Genomic DNA, 16,153 nt, shown 5'->3' on the forward strand with positions numbered 1-16,153 from the left:
AAGCTATGTCTATGAAAATCAGTGAGAAAAAATTTAATGATCGCGTTGGTGATGGAATTCAAGATTCGTTTATGCGCGGAGCAGTATCTTCGGCACAAACGCGCTTATATACGAATCGCTTAAAAGCCGCAGATGAATTAGGAAACTGGGAAGAGTGGCGTGAACTAGGTGAACAAATCCGTCAACATACGTTAGAAAATCTTGATTATTACTTAATGCAGTTAAGTGAAAATGTATCAAAAAGAGGCGGACACGTGTACTTTGCGAAGACGAAAGAGGAAGCAGCAAAGTATATTCAAGACGTCGCCAAAAAGAAACAAGCGAAAAAAGTAGTAAAATCAAAGTCGATGGTAACAGAAGAAATCAGTATGAACCATGCGCTTGAAGAGATTGGCTGTGAAGTGTTAGAGAGTGATTTAGGAGAGTATATCTTGCAAGTAGATAACGATCCACCTTCACATATTATTGCACCTGCACTTCATAAAAATAGAACGCAAATTCGCGATGTATTTAAAGAAAAGCTAGGCTATAAAAATTCTGATGACCCGTATGAAATGACAAAGTTTGTTCGTAAACAACTTCGTGAGAAATTTATGGATGCAGAAATTGGTGTAACTGGTTGTAACTTTGCTGTTGCAAATACGGGCTCCCTTTGTTTAGTAACGAATGAAGGTAATGCAGATCTTGTTATGTCAATTCCGAAAACACAAATTGCAGTAATGGGTATGGAACGTATGGTTCCGACAATGGAAGAATTAGATGTTTTAGTTGGTTTACTATGTCGTAGTGCAGTAGGTCAAAAATTAACAAGTTATGTAACAGTAGCAGGACCAATTCAAGAAGAGGAAGTTGATGGACCTGAAGAATTCCATTTAGTTGTTGTTGATAATGGTCGCTCTCAAATTCTTGGATCTGAATTCCGTTCAGTATTACAATGTATTCGTTGCGCTGCTTGTGTTAACGTATGTCCTGTATATCGTCACGTTGGTGGACATTCATATGGATCGATTTATTCAGGACCAATCGGCGCGGTATTAACACCGCTTCTAGGTGGATATGATGATTATAAAGAGCTTCCTTATGCATCTAGTTTATGCGGAGCATGTACAGAAGCTTGTCCAGTAAAAATTCCATTGCATGATTTATTATTAAAACATCGTCAAGTCATCGTTGAGCAAGAAGGTCGTGCACCACTTGCAGAAAAACTAGCGATGAAAATGTTTAGTATGGGTGCTTCTTCAGCTGCTTTATATAAAATGGGTTCAAAAATGGCACCAGCGGCAATGAGTCCATTTACATCTGGTAATCGTGTATCAAAAGGTGTTGGCCCACTTAAAAACTGGACGGATATTCGTGAATTCCCAGCTCCAAGTAAAGAACGATTCCGTGATTGGTATAAAGATCATAAGAAAGGCGGGGATAAATAATGACAGGATTAATTCAAAACCGTGATGCCTTTCTAGATAACATTGCAAAAGAACTTGGGCGCGCGCGTAAAACAGAAGGTGTAGAGCGTCCAGTATGGAAAAGTAATGTGAATATAGAAACATTAAAAGATTATTCACAAGAAGAATTACTAGAAGTGTTTAAAAATCAATGTACAAACATTCATACAACTGTAGTAGAAACGACAAATGAACGTTTACGTGAAGACCTTCAACAAGTAATCATGGAAAACGGCGGAGGACCTATTTTATTATCAGCGGATGAGCGTTTTGATGCATATGGTTTAACATCTTTATTTAAAGAAGAACTTCCAAAGCGAGACGTTGAAGTAAACGTATGGGATCCAGAGAGAAAAGACGGAAATATGCGTTTAGCTGAAAAAGCGAATATTGGTATTGCATTTAGTGATTATACATTAGCTGAATCTGGTACAATTGTTGTACAAAGTCATAAAGGACAAGGACGTTCTTTACATTTTTTACCGACTGTATATTTAGCTATTATTCCACGTGAAACACTTGTGCCTCGTATTACACAAGCAGTTCAGGATATGAACTCACGTGTAGAAGATGGCGAGACAGCGGCATCTTGTATTAACTTTATTACAGGACCAAGTAACTCGGCTGACATTGAGATGAATCTTGTTGTCGGAGTACATGGACCATTAAAAGCAATATATTTCATCGTATAAAAGAGGGGAAAGCAGGCCAGAAAATGGCCTGCTTTTTTAGTAGAATAATGGATAATATGAAGTAGAAGTTCTCTCCTTTTTTTGCTATGTTTTTTGGGAAAGGAGAGGAAGGGATGTTCACTTATTTATATGCACTGTTAGCAGGAATGGTGTTTGGGTCTTTTTTTATGTTAGTTGCGATGAGGGTTCCATTAGGGGAGTCTATCATTACCCCGCGTTCACATTGTCATTATTGTAAATATGTGCTAAGGCCAAAAGAACTAATCCCCATCATTTCATTTTATATACAAAGAGGCTGTTGTACGAATTGTAAGAGGCAAATTCCGATTATGTATGTAGCATTTGAATGTATAACAGGAAGTATATTTCTTCTTACCGTGTATATGATTGGAATAGAACGAGAGCTTATTATCATTTTATCCCTTTTTTCGCTACTTCTTATTATTTCACTTACAGATTACTTATATATGTTAATTCCTGATTGTATTTTAATTTCATTTGCCGTTTTACTCATTCTCGAAAGTGTTTTTGTACAATTAGTTACTTGGACAGATAGTATAGTTGGTAGTGGTGTTATATTCATTTTGTTATATTGCATGCAAAAGATATATCCAGAAGGGCTTGGCGGTGGAGATATAAAACTACTTTCGTTGCTTGGGTTTATAGTAGGAGTGAAGGGAGTTTTTATCATTTTATTTTTAGCATCTTGTTTTAGTCTTTGTTTTTTCGGGATTGGGATCGTATTAAAGCGTATAGAAGTACGAAAGCCCATTCCATTTGGTCCTTTTATTAGCCTTGGGGCAATATGTTATGTATTGGTCGCATATTCAAAGTAGAGAGGGAATAGAAAATGAACGTATATATGGATGATCAAAGAAGTTGTCCGTTCGGGTATGTGCCGGCAACTACAGTAGAATGTACCTTACAAATGGTTCGGGATTATGGTGTGAATATTCTTTCCCTTGATTTTAATATGGGATGGGGAGAAAAAAGTGGACTAGATTTTGTAGAAGCCTTTTGTACAGAAGGGTTATATGTAAATGAAATTCACCTTCATACGAATGATATCATCGGTATGCATAAGATGAAACAAAGATTGGATAAGGGAAAGGAAGAAGGAGAAATTAATCCTTACCTTGTTGTTAAATATGTGGGAAGCTAAAAACTCCAAAGTAAAACTTTGGAGTTTTTAATGTTTCATATGTGCTTGTAAAGGAATAATCTCTTCTTGTTGAGCTGCTGCGATTTCAGTTTCTTCCTGTTGAACGTCAGGTGTTTTCTTAGTTAAGTAGTGGTATACCATACCGACAAATACTGATCCGCCAATAATGTTACCGATTGTAACAGGAATTAAGTTATGAATAGCACCTGAAAAAGAAATTGTCTCAGGATGCGGTGAAACTAAAGATAAAGCAAAGAGTGATAAGTTTGCAATACTATGTTCGTAACCAGATAAGAAGAATGTGAAAACAAGTAGCATCATGACCATTATTTTTGCTGTGTCACCTTTGACCTGAGAAGGTAAGAAGCAAGCAAGACATACGAGCCAGTTACATAAAATGGCTTTAAAGAATAACTGCATTGTAGGTGTGTTCATCTTTCCTTCAACGACTTTACTCATTAAGTGACCGTGATCAATTGCTTCAAAAATTCCAGTTGCGTAAAATAGTAAGGCAAAGAATAACGCGCCACCTAAGTTACCTGCGTAACAAGCAACCCAGTTACGCAGTGTATCAGAAATCGTTGTTTCCTTTCTTAAAGTTGCTACAGTAAAGTACATTGTGTTTCCAGTAAACAATTCAGCACCGCCATATATAATAAGTACGAGAGCAATCCCGAAAAACATAGAAGCAGCTAAATAAGTTGCTGGTGAATCTGCAATGTGAAAAAAATTACCTAATTTAAAACATAGTACAATAATAAAACCGATATAAATACCCGCAAGTGCAGCACGAATGAAATATTGCATTGGGTTTGTATCTAGCATTTTCTTTTTGCTTTTAGCCAGTTTGACAACATAATCTAGTCCTTGTTCTAGCATGAGTAATACGCTCCTTTAGTAAATCTTCTATAAATACTCCTTATATGAATAAAGTACATGGAATTGTTCTCACTTTCAATAAGTTTGTGCAATGTTTCACAAAAAGGACATACATATATTTAGAAAACGTTTACAAAAGATAGTATAATGGAATTTTTTCTGGATATTGAGAGGAAGAAAGCAAAAAGAAAAAGCGCTGTAATTACAGCGCTTTTTCGTCTAAATTCTTTTCTACTTTTACTTCTACTTCTTTTGAGAAGAACCAACCACCAACTGCGATTCCGACTAATACAATCCAGAATGTAAGCTTCCACGGAGTGGATTCTGGGAATGAATGTGGAATTACATTTAATGCAGGGTGTGCTAATGTATAAACTGCTAGCTTTACACCAACCCAACCTACAATTAAGAATGCTGCAGTTTCAAGTCCTGGTTTACGTTTTAAGATTTGTACGAAAGCAGTTGCTGCAAATCGCATAATGATTAATCCGATAAGTCCACCCACAAAGATAACAACGAATTGCCCAGTATCAAGACTACCAATTGTACCTAATCCTGTTTTTGGTAAAGTCATTGCTAGTGCAACAGCAGCTAAAATTGAATCAACTGCGAAGGCGATATCAGCAACCTCAACTTTAAATACAGTCCACCAAAAGTTCTCTTGTTTTTTCTTTGCTTCTTTTTCTTCAGTTTCTTCATCCGTATTCTTTTTAACATACGTTTTAAATAAGTGATTACCAGCGATAAACATAAGGTAGATGGCACCGATTGCTTGCACTTGCCATACATCGACTAAGAACGAAATCATAAATAACGATCCGAATCGGAAAACAAATGCCCCCGCTAATCCATAAAATAGTGCTTTCTTTCGTTTTTCTTCTGGTAAATGTTTTACCATAATTGCAAGAACAAGAGCGTTATCAGCCGCTAAAATTCCTTCAAGTGCAATTAGGATGAGTAATACCCAACCATACTCCAATAATAATGATACATCCATGTACATTCTCCTCTCATTTCTATAAGTTCTAAATAAGTGAAGAATATCCCCACTATTTAGTTTCCCCATACTCCTGCCTATTAACTTTGGAAGAATCTGGAAATGAATACAAAAAAGACCTCTGCCGTTAATAGGCAAAGGTCTTGCTAGACATATGTAATGAAAATGCCAACAAAGCCGGAAGAACTAAGTTCTACGTAATGACGACTTTGTTTCCAAGAAATTTTCTTGGACGCTACTCCCCTTTGGAGATATGCTATTGTATTCTCATTATATGGATAATTTCTACGGTTGTCAACCTGTTAAAATATCTTCATTCGGATATTTTATTTTCCGGTTCTTTTTACGAGCAAATGAAAAAGCCAATGTTAAAGGACCCATTTTCCCAAAAAACATCATAAAGATAATAATAGCTTTTCCGATTATAGTTAAGTGGGGGGTTAAGTTCATACTGAGGCCAACAGTCCCAAATGCTGAAAATACTTCGAAAGCACTCATCAATAGAGGAACTCGCTCAGTAATACTCAAAATTAAAATAGCAAAAAAGATAAATGAAATGGAAATAATAGTAATAGTTAATGATTTGACAATGAGAGTATCTTTAATGGATTTTTTAAATACGACAATATCCTCTTGTTCTTGTAGAAATTTAAATACGCCAAAAAATATGATTAAAAATGTTGTTAACTTAATCCCACCACCCGTTGAAGCGCTACCAGCACCAATAAACATAAGGAGCATCATTAATAGGAGGGAAGGTTTTGACAATGTAGAAATATCAACTGTATTAAACCCGGCAGTTCGCGTTGAAATTGCTTGAAAATAAGAGGCTATTCCTTCTTCAAATGGGGTAAAACCTCTCATAGAAAGGGAGTTATGGAACTCGAATATAAAAATAAAAAGGGTAGCAATAATGTTGACGATTAGAGTAGAAGAAAGCATAAGTTTTGAATGTAGTGTAAGGTTTTTAAAGTTTTTCTTTCTTTTTATGTCTACGATTACTGTAAAACCTATTCCACCTAAAATGATGAGAGAGGAAATGACGAAATTGACAAGAATGCTATGAGAATGGGACATTAAATTATCGCTCCACACAGAAAAACCAGCATTGTTAAAGGCTGAGATTGAATGGAAAAAACTATAATAGATCCCTTTGGTAACCCCATATTTTGGTACCCACTCAAAAGAAAGAATTAAAGTAGCGATACATTCGACTGTAAAAGAGAATGAAAATAACGATTTGGCAAGACGGATGACGCCGCCGATATTCGTTTGATTTAATGCTTGTTGTAATAAAATACGGTTTTGAAGACCGATTTTTCTTCCGAGCATAATCGCAATTAAGACAGCAAAGCTCATAATGCCAAGCCCGCCAACTTGTATAAGCGTTAAAATGACACATTGTCCAAATAAAGTAAACATTTTTCCGGTATCTACAACACCAAGCCCAGTAACAGTACAAGCGGAAACGGTTGTAAATAAGGCATCGAGCCATGAAATGGACGTTGTCGTAGCAATGGGCAGTTTTAATAAGCATGTGCCGACAACTGATAATAGAAGAAAAGATAAAGTAAGAACGCGGGGAGGGCTCATGCTAATATTAATCCGTTTCATTTCACATATCGCTCCTTTCATTTTGCTTTGATTAGTATGTGAAAAAGCACTATTATGTATGTTGAAAATAGAAAGAGGCAGAGAATATCTGCCTCTAAGCCATATGTTATATTATTATCCACGTAATTGTTGTTGTGCTAAAGCAACAAGACGTTTTGTTACTTCACCGCCAACTGAACCGTTAGAACGAGATGCTGTATTAGACCCTAAGCTTACACCAAATTCTTGTGCAATCTCATATTTAAATTGTTCAAGCGCTTGCTCTGCACCTGGAACTAATAATTTGTTTGTTTTTACCATGTTGATACACATCCTTATGAGTAGTCCAGTTCAGCTAAGTTCTTATCTAAACTGGTAACGTTATTTTATGTGGAAATGACGTAGTCATACGCGGAAGTAATCGGTGCGATTAGAAGTTCTTGGATAGAAAAAAGAGTAGCAAATTTGCTACTCTTTTTTTAGTATTGTCGCTGTTCCTTCCACGACAATATCATCTGATTGATTATATATGTTTGTTTGCAACGTAATGATTTTTTTATCGTCACGCTTCTTAATAACCTCTGCCACAACACGAAGTGTATCACCGATTTTGACAGGGGCACGGAATGAAACATTTTGGGATAAATAAATCGTATTTTTGCCTGGGAGTTTCGTTCCAAGGATGGTAGAAATAAAACTCGAAACGAGCATACCGTGAGCAATACGTTCTTTAAACATTGTTGTTTTTGCAAAAGAATCTAAAATATGAATAGGATTCACATCTCCAGTCAATTTTGCAAAATTGATAACATCTTCATCCGTAATTGTTTTTGTAAGGGATGCTTGATCACCGACTTGAATCTCATCATAACGAAGCTCCGGAACAGTTTGTGCTTCTTGAAATGGATTCATTTTGTCCTCCTTCTTTTCCATATCGAAAAATGCTAGCCATCTTGATGTAGTAGGAGGAAGAAAGAGTTTTGTTTGTGCTGCAGTTAGCTCCCACATTTTTCTTACTTGATGGAAGTAAATAGATTTTTTGAATTTTCCTCGAACTTTTTTGCGAGTTCCAACTGTTTTGACTTGAACTCTTCCAAAAAACCCTCTAACTGTTTTTGAGCCTCTTCACGTTGTAATTGTTGTTGCTCAATAAATTGTTTTGTTGTTTCTTCAAATTGACCGCTTGTTTGTGTAAGGATTGACAAAGATGTTTTTGTAGGAGAAACAGTAAGTTGCTGCATATGAGCAGAAAGTTCCTTCCACTTGTCTTGCCACTCGTTAATTTGATCATTTAAGGAGTTTCCAGTTAATTGTTTCACGTAATCTGTATATTGGTTATTGAACTGAGCAGTGAGTTGTTGTAGTTCTTTTTCTAGTTCATCTACTCCTGATGTTAATTTATGCAAAGCGTCTTGTTGTTGTTTTAATGTTTCTAAAGTAAGTTGCTCTAATTGTTTCCCAGCTGAAGAGAAAAGGGAAAGTGATTGAGACCAGTTTTTCCAAAATGCATCGACTAATTCGTATGGTTTAGTTTCCATTGTTTGACCCCCAAATGTTTTTTTGCATATTGTGAACGCAGATTACTCTGCTGTACCACCAGGTGAAGATGAAGAATCCTTTTCATCCTTTTCTGGAGAAGTAGAAAATGGAAAGAATGCATTGGTGTATAACGTGAAAAACGTTCGCAACATATTTTGATAATGTTCAAAAGAAGTCGCACATGTTGTTAAATATTGCTCTCCATATTCAGTTAAAGAATAAATTCTTTTTGCCGGCCCTCCATCGCTTGTATCCCAAGTAGAAGAAATAAGGTTTTCTTTTTCTAATTTGCGTAGTGTTCTATAAACATTACCTTGGTCAACAGAAGAAAAGCCGATATCCATTAGCATTTGAATAAGTTTGTAACCATGAAGACTCCAGTCTTTTAGACAGAGAAGTAAGAAGGGAACTAAGAAGTTTTTTGGCATGGAGTTTGGTTGTTTCGCTTGGTTGTTCTCCAAACTTTCGCGTTGTTCTGGTTCATTTTGTAGCATGATTGTGCATCACCTCATGAATCAGTTAGATGGAATTTTTTGCTTATAAGTGCAATTTACACCTATCTGTTTTTAAAGTCAATACATTTGTTAGAAAATAGAAAAAAATAAAATATAGACTTGAAGTTTTATTCAGAATATTAGAAAATAGTGAATAGGTTGAATTGTTTCAAAAACGAAAAAGGGAGTGTAGGTAAAGTGATTGATCAAAAATTCGATCCACTACAAGCATGGAAAAATGCTTATGAACAAACCGAAACATTTTGGGGAAAAGCGCTCAATGAAACAATTAAAACAGAAGAATATTCTGCTTGGATGGGCAGCGTTCTAGATTTGAATTTGTTTTATCAAAAAGCATTAAATGATACGACAAAAAACTATTTAGAACAAGTAAATGTGCCGACGAAAGAGGATATCGCAAGAGTGGCTACGCTTGTTATTAACTTAGAAAATAAAGTAGATAACATTGAGGAGTTTCTAGAGGAGAAAGTAGATTCTTTAGGACAAGCTCCTACATTAAAGCGTGATGTGACGAAAGTGAAACAAGATATTCGTACGCTTGAAACAAAAGTAGATCAAATTTTAGAATTGCTAGAAAAGCAAAATGCAGTACTAGCTAAACTACAAGTACCTGTAAAAGAAGAGATAAAGCCTGCGAATAAGCCGGAAAATAAAAAATGATAAAAGCGCTTGTTTATAACAGGTAAAAGAGAGAGGGAGAATCTCTTTCACGTGTAAACGGCGAAACATAATTATATAGGGACTCTACAGTATGAGTACCAAAATGATTCATAACAATCGTTCACAAATTCATTTAAGGGGGAAAAGAAATGGTTCAATTAAATGGCAAAGTAGCAATCGTAACAGGTGGAGCAAAAGGGATTGGAAAAGCAATTACAGTAGCATTAGCACAAGAGGGAGCGAAAGTAGTTATTAACTATAATAGCAGTAAAGAAGCAGCTGAAAATTTAGTAAATGAACTAGGAAAAGATGGACATGACGTTTATGCAGTGCAAGCGGATGTTTCTAAAGTAGAAGATGCAAACCGACTTGTAGAAGAAGCTGTGAATCATTTTGGTAAAGTTGATATTCTTGTTAATAATGCTGGTATTACAAGAGATCGTACATTCAAAAAGTTAAATCGTGAAGATTGGGAGCGCGTAATTGACGTGAATTTAAGTAGCGTATTTAATACGACAAGCGCGGTTCTTCCATACATAACGGAAGCGGAAGAAGGAAGAATTATTAGCATTTCTTCTATTATTGGCCAAGCAGGTGGATTTGGCCAAACAAACTACTCAGCAGCAAAAGCGGGTATGTTAGGATTTACAAAATCATTAGCATTAGAACTTGCAAAAACAAATGTCACTGTAAATGCAATTTGCCCTGGATTTATTGATACTGAAATGGTAGCAGAAGTACCAGAAGAAGTACGTCAAAAAATCGTTGCAAAAATCCCGAAAAAACGTTTTGGTCAAGCTGATGAAATTGCAAAAGGTGTAGTATACCTATGCCGTGACGGTGCGTATATCACAGGTCAGCAATTAAACATTAACGGCGGATTATATATGTAATGAAGTAAGAAAAAAGTGCATATCCATAGCAGGAATGCACTTCTTTTTTTAGAAGGAAATCGACCAAAAAGGAGATAGGAAAATGACTACATTCGCAACAGAATGGGAAAAGCAATTAGAGCTATACCCAGAAGAGTACCGAAAAGCATACCGCCGAGTGAAAAGGGCGAGTGAAATTTTATTACGTGAACCAGAGCCGCAAGTAGGATTAACGCCGAAAGAGGTTATTTGGACGAAGAATAAGACGAAGCTTTATCGCTACATTCCAAAACAAGAAAAAACACAAAGAGTTCCAATTCTGTTAATATATGCTCTTATTAATAAACCATATATTATGGATTTAACTCCTGGAAATAGTTTAGTGGAATATCTAGTGGATCGTGGTTTTGATGTGTATATGCTTGATTGGGGCACATTTGGTTTAGAAGATAGTCATTTGAAATTTGATGATTTCGTGTTTGATTATATTGCAAAAGCAGTAAAAAAAGTAATGCGAACTGCAAAAGCGGACGAGATTTCTTTACTTGGTTATTGCATGGGTGGAACGCTAACTTCCATTTATGCAGCACTTCATCCGCACATGCCAATTCGTAATTTAATTTTCATGACAAGTCCTTTTGATTTCTCTGAAACAGGATTGTATGGTCCTTTATTAGATGAGAAATACTTCAATTTAGATAAAGCGGTTGATACATTTGGAAATATTCCGCCAGAAATGATTGATTTCGGAAACAAAATGTTAAAACCAATTACGAACTTTGTTGGTCCATATGTTGCTTTAGTAGATCGTTCAGAGAATGAGCGCTTCGTCGAAAGCTGGAGATTGGTTCAAAAGTGGGTTGGTGATGGTATTCCGTTCCCAGGTGAATCATACAGACAGTGGATTCGTGATTTTTATCAAAATAATAAACTGGTTAAGGGTGAACTTGTTATTCGCGGACAAAAGGTAGACCTTGCAAAGATTAAGGCGAATGTCTTAAATATTTCCGGGAAACGTGATCATATCGCTTTGCCATGTCAAGTAGAAGCGTTACTAGACCATATTTCTAGCACAGATAAACAATATGTATGTTTACCGACAGGGCATATGTCTATTGTTTACGGTGGAACAGCTGTAAAACAAACATATCCGACGATTGGAAATTGGCTTGAAGAGCGTTCTAATTAAAAATAAAAAAACATAGAAAGGAGAAATTTATATTTTAGGAGTATGATTATGAAACTTATGACCGGTAAGTTGTTTTGGAATACAGGAGTTTCTGTACCTTGTTATCCACCGTTAGAAAGTGATATGATATGTGATGTACTTGTAGTCGGAAGTGGCGAAGCAGGTGCTCATATAGCGCATTCGTTAGCGAAAATTGGTATGAGTGTTACACTTATTGAAAAAAGAGCAATTGCGTGTGGTAGCACAGCTGCTAATACAGGTTTACTACAATTTCTTCATGATAAATCGTTAACTTCTCTTATTCATACATTTGGTAAAGAAAAAGGGGTACGAGCATATAAGCTTTGTTATGAAGCGCTAAGAACAATGGAAGAGGTTATACCGACTCTTGATATTGATCCCCATTTTATTCCGCGAAATAGTTTATATTATGCAAGTAAAAGTGAGGATGTCTCATTTTTACAAGAGGAATATAATACGTTACAGAATTATGGATTTCCAGTTGAATATTTTACAGAAGCTGATATTAAGAAACGTTATTCTTTTGCAAAACAAGCAGCGTTATATATGCAAGGTGATGCTGAGGTGAATCCGTATTTACTAGCGCATAGTTTTTTGCATAAAGCAAACCAAATGGGAGCTAATATATATGAACATACAGAGGCAATACATATAAAAAAACACCAAAATGATTTAATTTGTTACACGAAAACAGGAAATCAAATTGTAGCAAAGAATATTATTATGGCGACAGGTTATGAAGCGCTTTTTGGAAAGAAAGAAAAGAATACAACAGTAGAAACTTCTTATGCAATTGTAACAAATGAAATAAATCAGTTTGAAGGCTGGCATGAGCGATCGTTAATTTGGGAAACGGCACGGCCCTACTTATATTTTCGAACGTATCGAAACCGCATTATTGTAGGCGGATTAGATGAAGCGATACAAATTCAAACAATCGGTGATACGAAATTATTGCATAAGCGTGATATCCTTATTAATATTGTAAAAGAACTGTTCCCGCAGTATAAAAATATACAGGCAGACTACTATTGGGCAGCCGCATTTGGTGGTACTCATGATGGTCTCCCCATTTTAAAAGAAGACGAAAAGATACATAATTTGTTTTACGCATTGCCGTATGGAGGTAATGGAACTGTATATGGAATGGTCTTTGCCAAATTATTTGAGCAGTTATTTACAAATAAAGAAAGTAAAGATTTTTCTTTATTTAATCGATAGAAAAAAGGTAGCGAAGTGATGGAATGAGAGATATAAAAAAGTTTTTACAAAAATTACGTCCTGTACAACTCATCGTTTTGTTTTATTTATTAGCGGTAGTTGTATCGGTAATATTGCTTAGTTTCCCGTTTGTTACGAAGGCTGGTGTGAAATGGACATTTATAGATGCCCTCTTTACATCTGTTAGTGCGGTAAGTGTTACGGGACTGTCTGTTGTTACGATTTCAGATACATTTACTACGGCAGGAATTATTATGTTAGCCCTTATTTTACAATTAGGCGGCTTAGGGATTATGGCACTTGGTACGTTTGTTTGGATTATAACGGGGAAAAAAATCGGTTTGCAGAGAAGAAGACTCATTATGGCAGATCATAATCAAGGGAATTTATCAGGCCTTGTAGAATTGATGCGTTCTATTTTAATTGTAATTATTTCGATAGAACTTATTGGAGCAATACTATTAGGTACAAGATTTCTACTTTATTTTCCAACTTGGCAAGAAGCTTATTTCCACGGTTTCTTTGCCGCTGTTAGTGCAACTACGAACGGAGGATTTGATTTAACTGGACAATCACTAATTCCGTACAAAAAAGATTATATTGTGCAAATGATTCATATGTTGCTTATTATTTTAGGAGCGATTGGCTTCCCGGTGTTAATGGAAGTAAAACAATTCTTTAGTAAAAGGCGACAGCAACTATTCCGCTTTTCGTTATTTACAAAATTGACGACAACGACATTTTTTGCACTCGTTATCGTTGGAACAATTATGATTTTTCTACTAGAACGAAATCAGTTTTTAGCAGGAAAGTCATGGCATGAAACAGTTTTCTATACATTATTCCAATCTGTGACGACGCGAAGTGGTGGACTGGCTACAATGGATATACGTGAATTGTCACAACCGACGCTTTTATTTATGAGTATATTAATGTTTATAGGGGCATCTCCAAGTTCGGTTGGGGGCGGAATACGTACAACAACATTTGCTGTTAGTATATTGTCACTATACACCTTTGCAAGGGGCGGTAGAACAGTTAGAGTCTTCAAACGTCAGTTACATGAAGAGGATGTACTGAAAGCATCTGTCGTTATGACGATGGGGATTTTGTTATGTGCTACTGCGCTATTCGTTTTATCTATTACGGAAAATGTACCGCTTATGAGCTTAATTGTTGAGGTTTGTTCTGCTTTCGGAACGACAGGACTATCAACAGGTGTTACGCCTGATTTAACAACTATTGGGAAGCTTGTACTCATTGTGCTTATGTTTATCGGACGCGTTGGTATTTTAACATTTATTTTAGCTAGTGGTGGAAGGGAACAACCACCTCGCTATAAATACCCGAAAGAACGGATTATTATTGGATAGTATGAAACCATTCTACCTATGTTAGGTAGAATGGTTTTTTAGTCGTTAATGCCAAATTGTGGATGCATAAAAGCTTCATTTTTATTATCTGATTCGTTTTTTAGCAACTCTTGATTTTCTTCTGAAATCCACCCAATATCATTTGTAGGATGGATCCACTCATCACCAGCCATAATGGCGGGATCTACTTCATCACTCCAATTGTTAAGTGGACTGTTCTCGGAATTATATTTACTGTCTCCAATTACAACATCATATGGATTCACAAAAGGTTGTTGCATCGTTTTTCCTGTTCCTTTAAAAGATGGAAAATTCATTTGATGCGGGAGCGTTTCGTCTAAAATTGGTGATTGAATCTTTTCTTTTTTCTTCAAAATCATCGCTCCTTTTTATAATGATTTCTTCATACGTAGTATTTCCATCGAACGCCTCTTATGTACTTGTTAACACTTGCCAGTAATAATTATTTTAAATTGTTTCAAACTAGAGTAGAAAGTGATTTCTTGAGAGCAGGTGAATGTATTGGTAAAAAGAAAAGTAAAACAAAATGCGGCAATCAATAATAATAAAACTCCGAAAGAAAGCTTACCAGATGCAGAATTTGCATTAGAGTATGAAGGAGAAAATAGCGCAAAGTATGCTAATCGTAATTCAAAAAAAGGGAAACAAAAATGAGGCGTTTTTACAAACGCCTCATTTTTTTGTGGGATTATAAAGGTTTTTTTAATTATTTGTAAATTTAGTGTTTTCTATTAGCAGAAAAATGCGAAAAAACATAGAAGTAGCAACGTATTACACAAAAACAAACAACAAACAAAAGATTAATGTTGGTTTAATACTGCTTTTACACTAGTTGTTTATATTTGAGTTGTACATAAGATTTGTAAAAGGAGAGAGAAACAGTGAAAAAAACAATCTTTAAAGCTGTAGCGACTGGAATGGTATTTTCGTTATTAATGGGGTGTGGTGCAAAGAAGGAAGAAAGTGCTGGAGCGAAAGTGAAAGATGAAAAATTATCTGGATCATTAACTGTTTACACAGCAATTGAAGAAGAGCTTGTACCAATTTATCTTGATTCCTTTAAAAAGAAATATCCTGATGTAAAATTAAACATTGTACGTGATTCAACAGGAGTTATTACTGCGAAATTGCTAGCTGAAGGGAAAAATACACAAGCAGATGTTGTATGGGGAACTGCGGCATCAAGTCTATTAGCTTTAGATAAAAAAGATATGTTAAAAGGATACTCTCCAAAAGGAACAGATCGTGTTCTTCCGCAATTTAAAGATGATAAGCAACCTGAAAAATGGGTAGGAAATACTGCATTTATGACGGGGATTGCTGTAAATAAAGAAGAATTAAAGAAGAAAAATTTACCGATGCCAGAATCATATGAAGATTTAACGAAACCAGAGTATAAAGGAACACTTGTTATGCCACATCCAGCATCATCTGGAACAGGGTTTTTAACAGTTTCTGCATGGCTACAAATCATGGGTGAAGATAAAGGCTGGGATTACATGAAGAAACTTCATGATAATATGGCAAGTTATACGCATTCAGGATCAAAACCAGCAAAATTAGCAGGAGCAGGTGAATATCCAGTCGGTGTATCAATGGTTTATAGTGCTTTAAAAGAAAAACAAAAAGGTGCCCCAGTTGAAGTTGTACTGCCGAAAGAAGGATTAGGATGGGAAGTAGAAGCGAACGCACTTATTAAGAAAGATAATGCGAAAAATGATAAATTAGCGCAAGCATTTTTAGATTGGGCAATTACTGATGATGTAATGAAGTTATACTTTGAGAAAAATGGATTTGCGACAATTAAAAATGACTATAAACTTCCAGAGGGATTCCCGAAAGATGTTACTGAAAAATTATATAAAAAGAATGACTTTAAATGGGCAGCAGAAAATCGTGATAAAATTTTAGAAAAATGGGAAAAAGAGTTTGGCCAAAAAGCAGAACCGAAAAAGTAAGTGAGTGGGAGAGAGA

Annotated in this window: 19 protein-coding genes and 1 riboswitch; of the genes, 11 read left to right on the plus strand and 8 right to left on the minus strand. The window is 35.7% G+C overall.

Annotation, left to right across the window (positions count from 1 at the left end; genetic code table 11):
- Positions 1 to 5 precede the first annotated feature (5 nt).
- From CN409_RS12270 to CN409_RS12285, 4 genes are all read left to right on the plus strand, one after another.
- Entirely contained in the window at positions 6 to 1,427 is a 1,422-nt protein-coding gene (locus tag CN409_RS12270) for a LutB/LldF family L-lactate oxidation iron-sulfur protein (RefSeq protein ID WP_097981963.1), read from the plus strand.
- Entirely contained in the window at positions 1,427 to 2,137 is a 711-nt protein-coding gene (locus tag CN409_RS12275) for a LutC/YkgG family protein (protein ID WP_000147194.1), read from the plus strand. Before CN409_RS12270 ends, CN409_RS12275 begins: the two co-directional genes overlap by 1 nt.
- A 113-nt stretch (positions 2,138 to 2,250) precedes the next feature.
- A complete protein-coding gene (locus CN409_RS12280; RefSeq protein WP_000495721.1) occupies positions 2,251 to 2,973 on the plus strand; it encodes a prepilin peptidase in 723 nt (240 codons plus the stop codon).
- A gap of 14 nt (positions 2,974 to 2,987) precedes the next feature.
- Positions 2,988 to 3,299: a cyclic-phosphate processing receiver domain-containing protein gene (locus CN409_RS12285; RefSeq protein WP_001103767.1), complete on the plus strand. Its 312-nt coding sequence runs from the start codon at positions 2,988 to 2,990 to the stop codon at positions 3,297 to 3,299.
- A gap of 27 nt (positions 3,300 to 3,326) precedes the next feature.
- Here CN409_RS12285 and CN409_RS12290 read toward each other — a convergent pair whose 3' ends face one another.
- From CN409_RS12290 to phaQ, 7 genes are all read right to left on the minus strand, one after another.
- On the minus strand, positions 3,327 to 4,178 hold the full coding sequence (locus CN409_RS12290) for a formate/nitrite transporter family protein (protein WP_000893035.1): 852 nt from the start codon (positions 4,176 to 4,178) through the stop codon (positions 3,327 to 3,329).
- A 202-nt stretch (positions 4,179 to 4,380) separates the two neighbouring features.
- Positions 4,381 to 5,175: a TerC family protein gene (locus CN409_RS12295; protein WP_000383326.1), complete on the minus strand. Its 795-nt coding sequence runs from the start codon at positions 5,173 to 5,175 to the stop codon at positions 4,381 to 4,383.
- A gap of 82 nt (positions 5,176 to 5,257) precedes the next feature.
- A riboswitch (yybP-ykoY riboswitch) is annotated at positions 5,258 to 5,431 on the minus strand.
- Between the two features lie 38 nt (positions 5,432 to 5,469).
- The gene (locus CN409_RS12300) at positions 5,470 to 6,789 is read right to left on the minus strand and encodes a TrkH family potassium uptake protein (protein WP_086389859.1); all 1,320 of its coding nucleotides are present in this window, start codon (positions 6,787 to 6,789) and stop codon (positions 5,470 to 5,472) included.
- A gap of 114 nt (positions 6,790 to 6,903) precedes the next feature.
- Positions 6,904 to 7,089, minus strand: coding sequence for an alpha/beta-type small acid-soluble spore protein (locus CN409_RS12305; RefSeq protein WP_000241212.1), 186 nt, complete (start codon positions 7,087 to 7,089; stop codon positions 6,904 to 6,906).
- Positions 7,090 to 7,236: 147 nt separating this feature from the next.
- Entirely contained in the window at positions 7,237 to 7,680 is a 444-nt protein-coding gene (locus CN409_RS12310; protein WP_001067916.1) for a MaoC family dehydratase, read from the minus strand.
- Positions 7,681 to 7,781: 101 nt separating this feature from the next.
- A complete protein-coding gene (gene phaP, locus CN409_RS12315; RefSeq protein ID WP_000448596.1) occupies positions 7,782 to 8,306 on the minus strand; it encodes a polyhydroxyalkanoic acid inclusion protein PhaP in 525 nt (174 codons plus the stop codon).
- A gap of 42 nt (positions 8,307 to 8,348) precedes the next feature.
- The gene (gene phaQ, locus CN409_RS12320; RefSeq protein ID WP_000939954.1) at positions 8,349 to 8,801 is read right to left on the minus strand and encodes a poly-beta-hydroxybutyrate-responsive repressor; all 453 of its coding nucleotides are present in this window, start codon (positions 8,799 to 8,801) and stop codon (positions 8,349 to 8,351) included.
- 198 nt (positions 8,802 to 8,999) lie between these two features.
- Between phaQ and phaR the strand changes: the two genes are divergently transcribed.
- From phaR to CN409_RS12345, 5 genes are all read left to right on the plus strand, one after another.
- Entirely contained in the window at positions 9,000 to 9,482 is a 483-nt protein-coding gene (phaR, locus tag CN409_RS12325) for a polyhydroxyalkanoic acid synthase subunit PhaR (protein ID WP_000566941.1), read from the plus strand.
- A gap of 149 nt (positions 9,483 to 9,631) precedes the next feature.
- Positions 9,632 to 10,375, plus strand: coding sequence for an acetoacetyl-CoA reductase (locus CN409_RS12330; protein WP_000250407.1), 744 nt, complete (start codon positions 9,632 to 9,634; stop codon positions 10,373 to 10,375).
- Between the two features lie 82 nt (positions 10,376 to 10,457).
- Positions 10,458 to 11,543 carry a class III poly(R)-hydroxyalkanoic acid synthase subunit PhaC gene (phaC, locus tag CN409_RS12335; RefSeq protein WP_016097973.1) on the plus strand — a complete coding sequence of 362 codons (1,086 nt, stop codon included), beginning with the start codon at positions 10,458 to 10,460 and terminating at the stop codon, positions 11,541 to 11,543.
- A gap of 48 nt (positions 11,544 to 11,591) precedes the next feature.
- Positions 11,592 to 12,785 (plus strand): NAD(P)/FAD-dependent oxidoreductase, encoded by a 1,194-nt coding sequence (locus tag CN409_RS12340; RefSeq protein ID WP_000772567.1) that lies wholly within the window; start codon positions 11,592 to 11,594, stop codon positions 12,783 to 12,785.
- Positions 12,786 to 12,808: 23 nt separating this feature from the next.
- Complete coding sequence (locus CN409_RS12345) at positions 12,809 to 14,158, plus strand: TrkH family potassium uptake protein (protein WP_001204689.1); 1,350 nt, start codon at positions 12,809 to 12,811, stop codon at positions 14,156 to 14,158.
- Positions 14,159 to 14,196: 38 nt separating this feature from the next.
- Here CN409_RS12345 and CN409_RS12350 read toward each other — a convergent pair whose 3' ends face one another.
- On the minus strand, positions 14,197 to 14,532 hold the full coding sequence (locus tag CN409_RS12350) for a DUF3905 domain-containing protein (RefSeq protein ID WP_000726020.1): 336 nt from the start codon (positions 14,530 to 14,532) through the stop codon (positions 14,197 to 14,199).
- 148 nt (positions 14,533 to 14,680) lie between these two features.
- Here CN409_RS12350 and CN409_RS31815 point away from each other — a divergent pair, with 148 nt between their 5' ends.
- Positions 14,681 to 14,833, plus strand: coding sequence for a hypothetical protein (locus CN409_RS31815; protein ID WP_000240799.1), 153 nt, complete (start codon positions 14,681 to 14,683; stop codon positions 14,831 to 14,833).
- Between the two features lie 227 nt (positions 14,834 to 15,060).
- The gene (locus tag CN409_RS12365) at positions 15,061 to 16,137 is read left to right on the plus strand and encodes a putative 2-aminoethylphosphonate ABC transporter substrate-binding protein (RefSeq protein ID WP_000750915.1); all 1,077 of its coding nucleotides are present in this window, start codon (positions 15,061 to 15,063) and stop codon (positions 16,135 to 16,137) included.
- Positions 16,138 to 16,153: the final 16 nt, after the last annotated feature.

Origin of the sequence: Bacillus sp. AFS012607 (assembly GCF_002558005.1) — a bacterium.
GTDB classification, from domain to species: Bacteria; Bacillota; Bacilli; order Bacillales; family Bacillaceae_G; genus Bacillus_A; species Bacillus_A thuringiensis_S.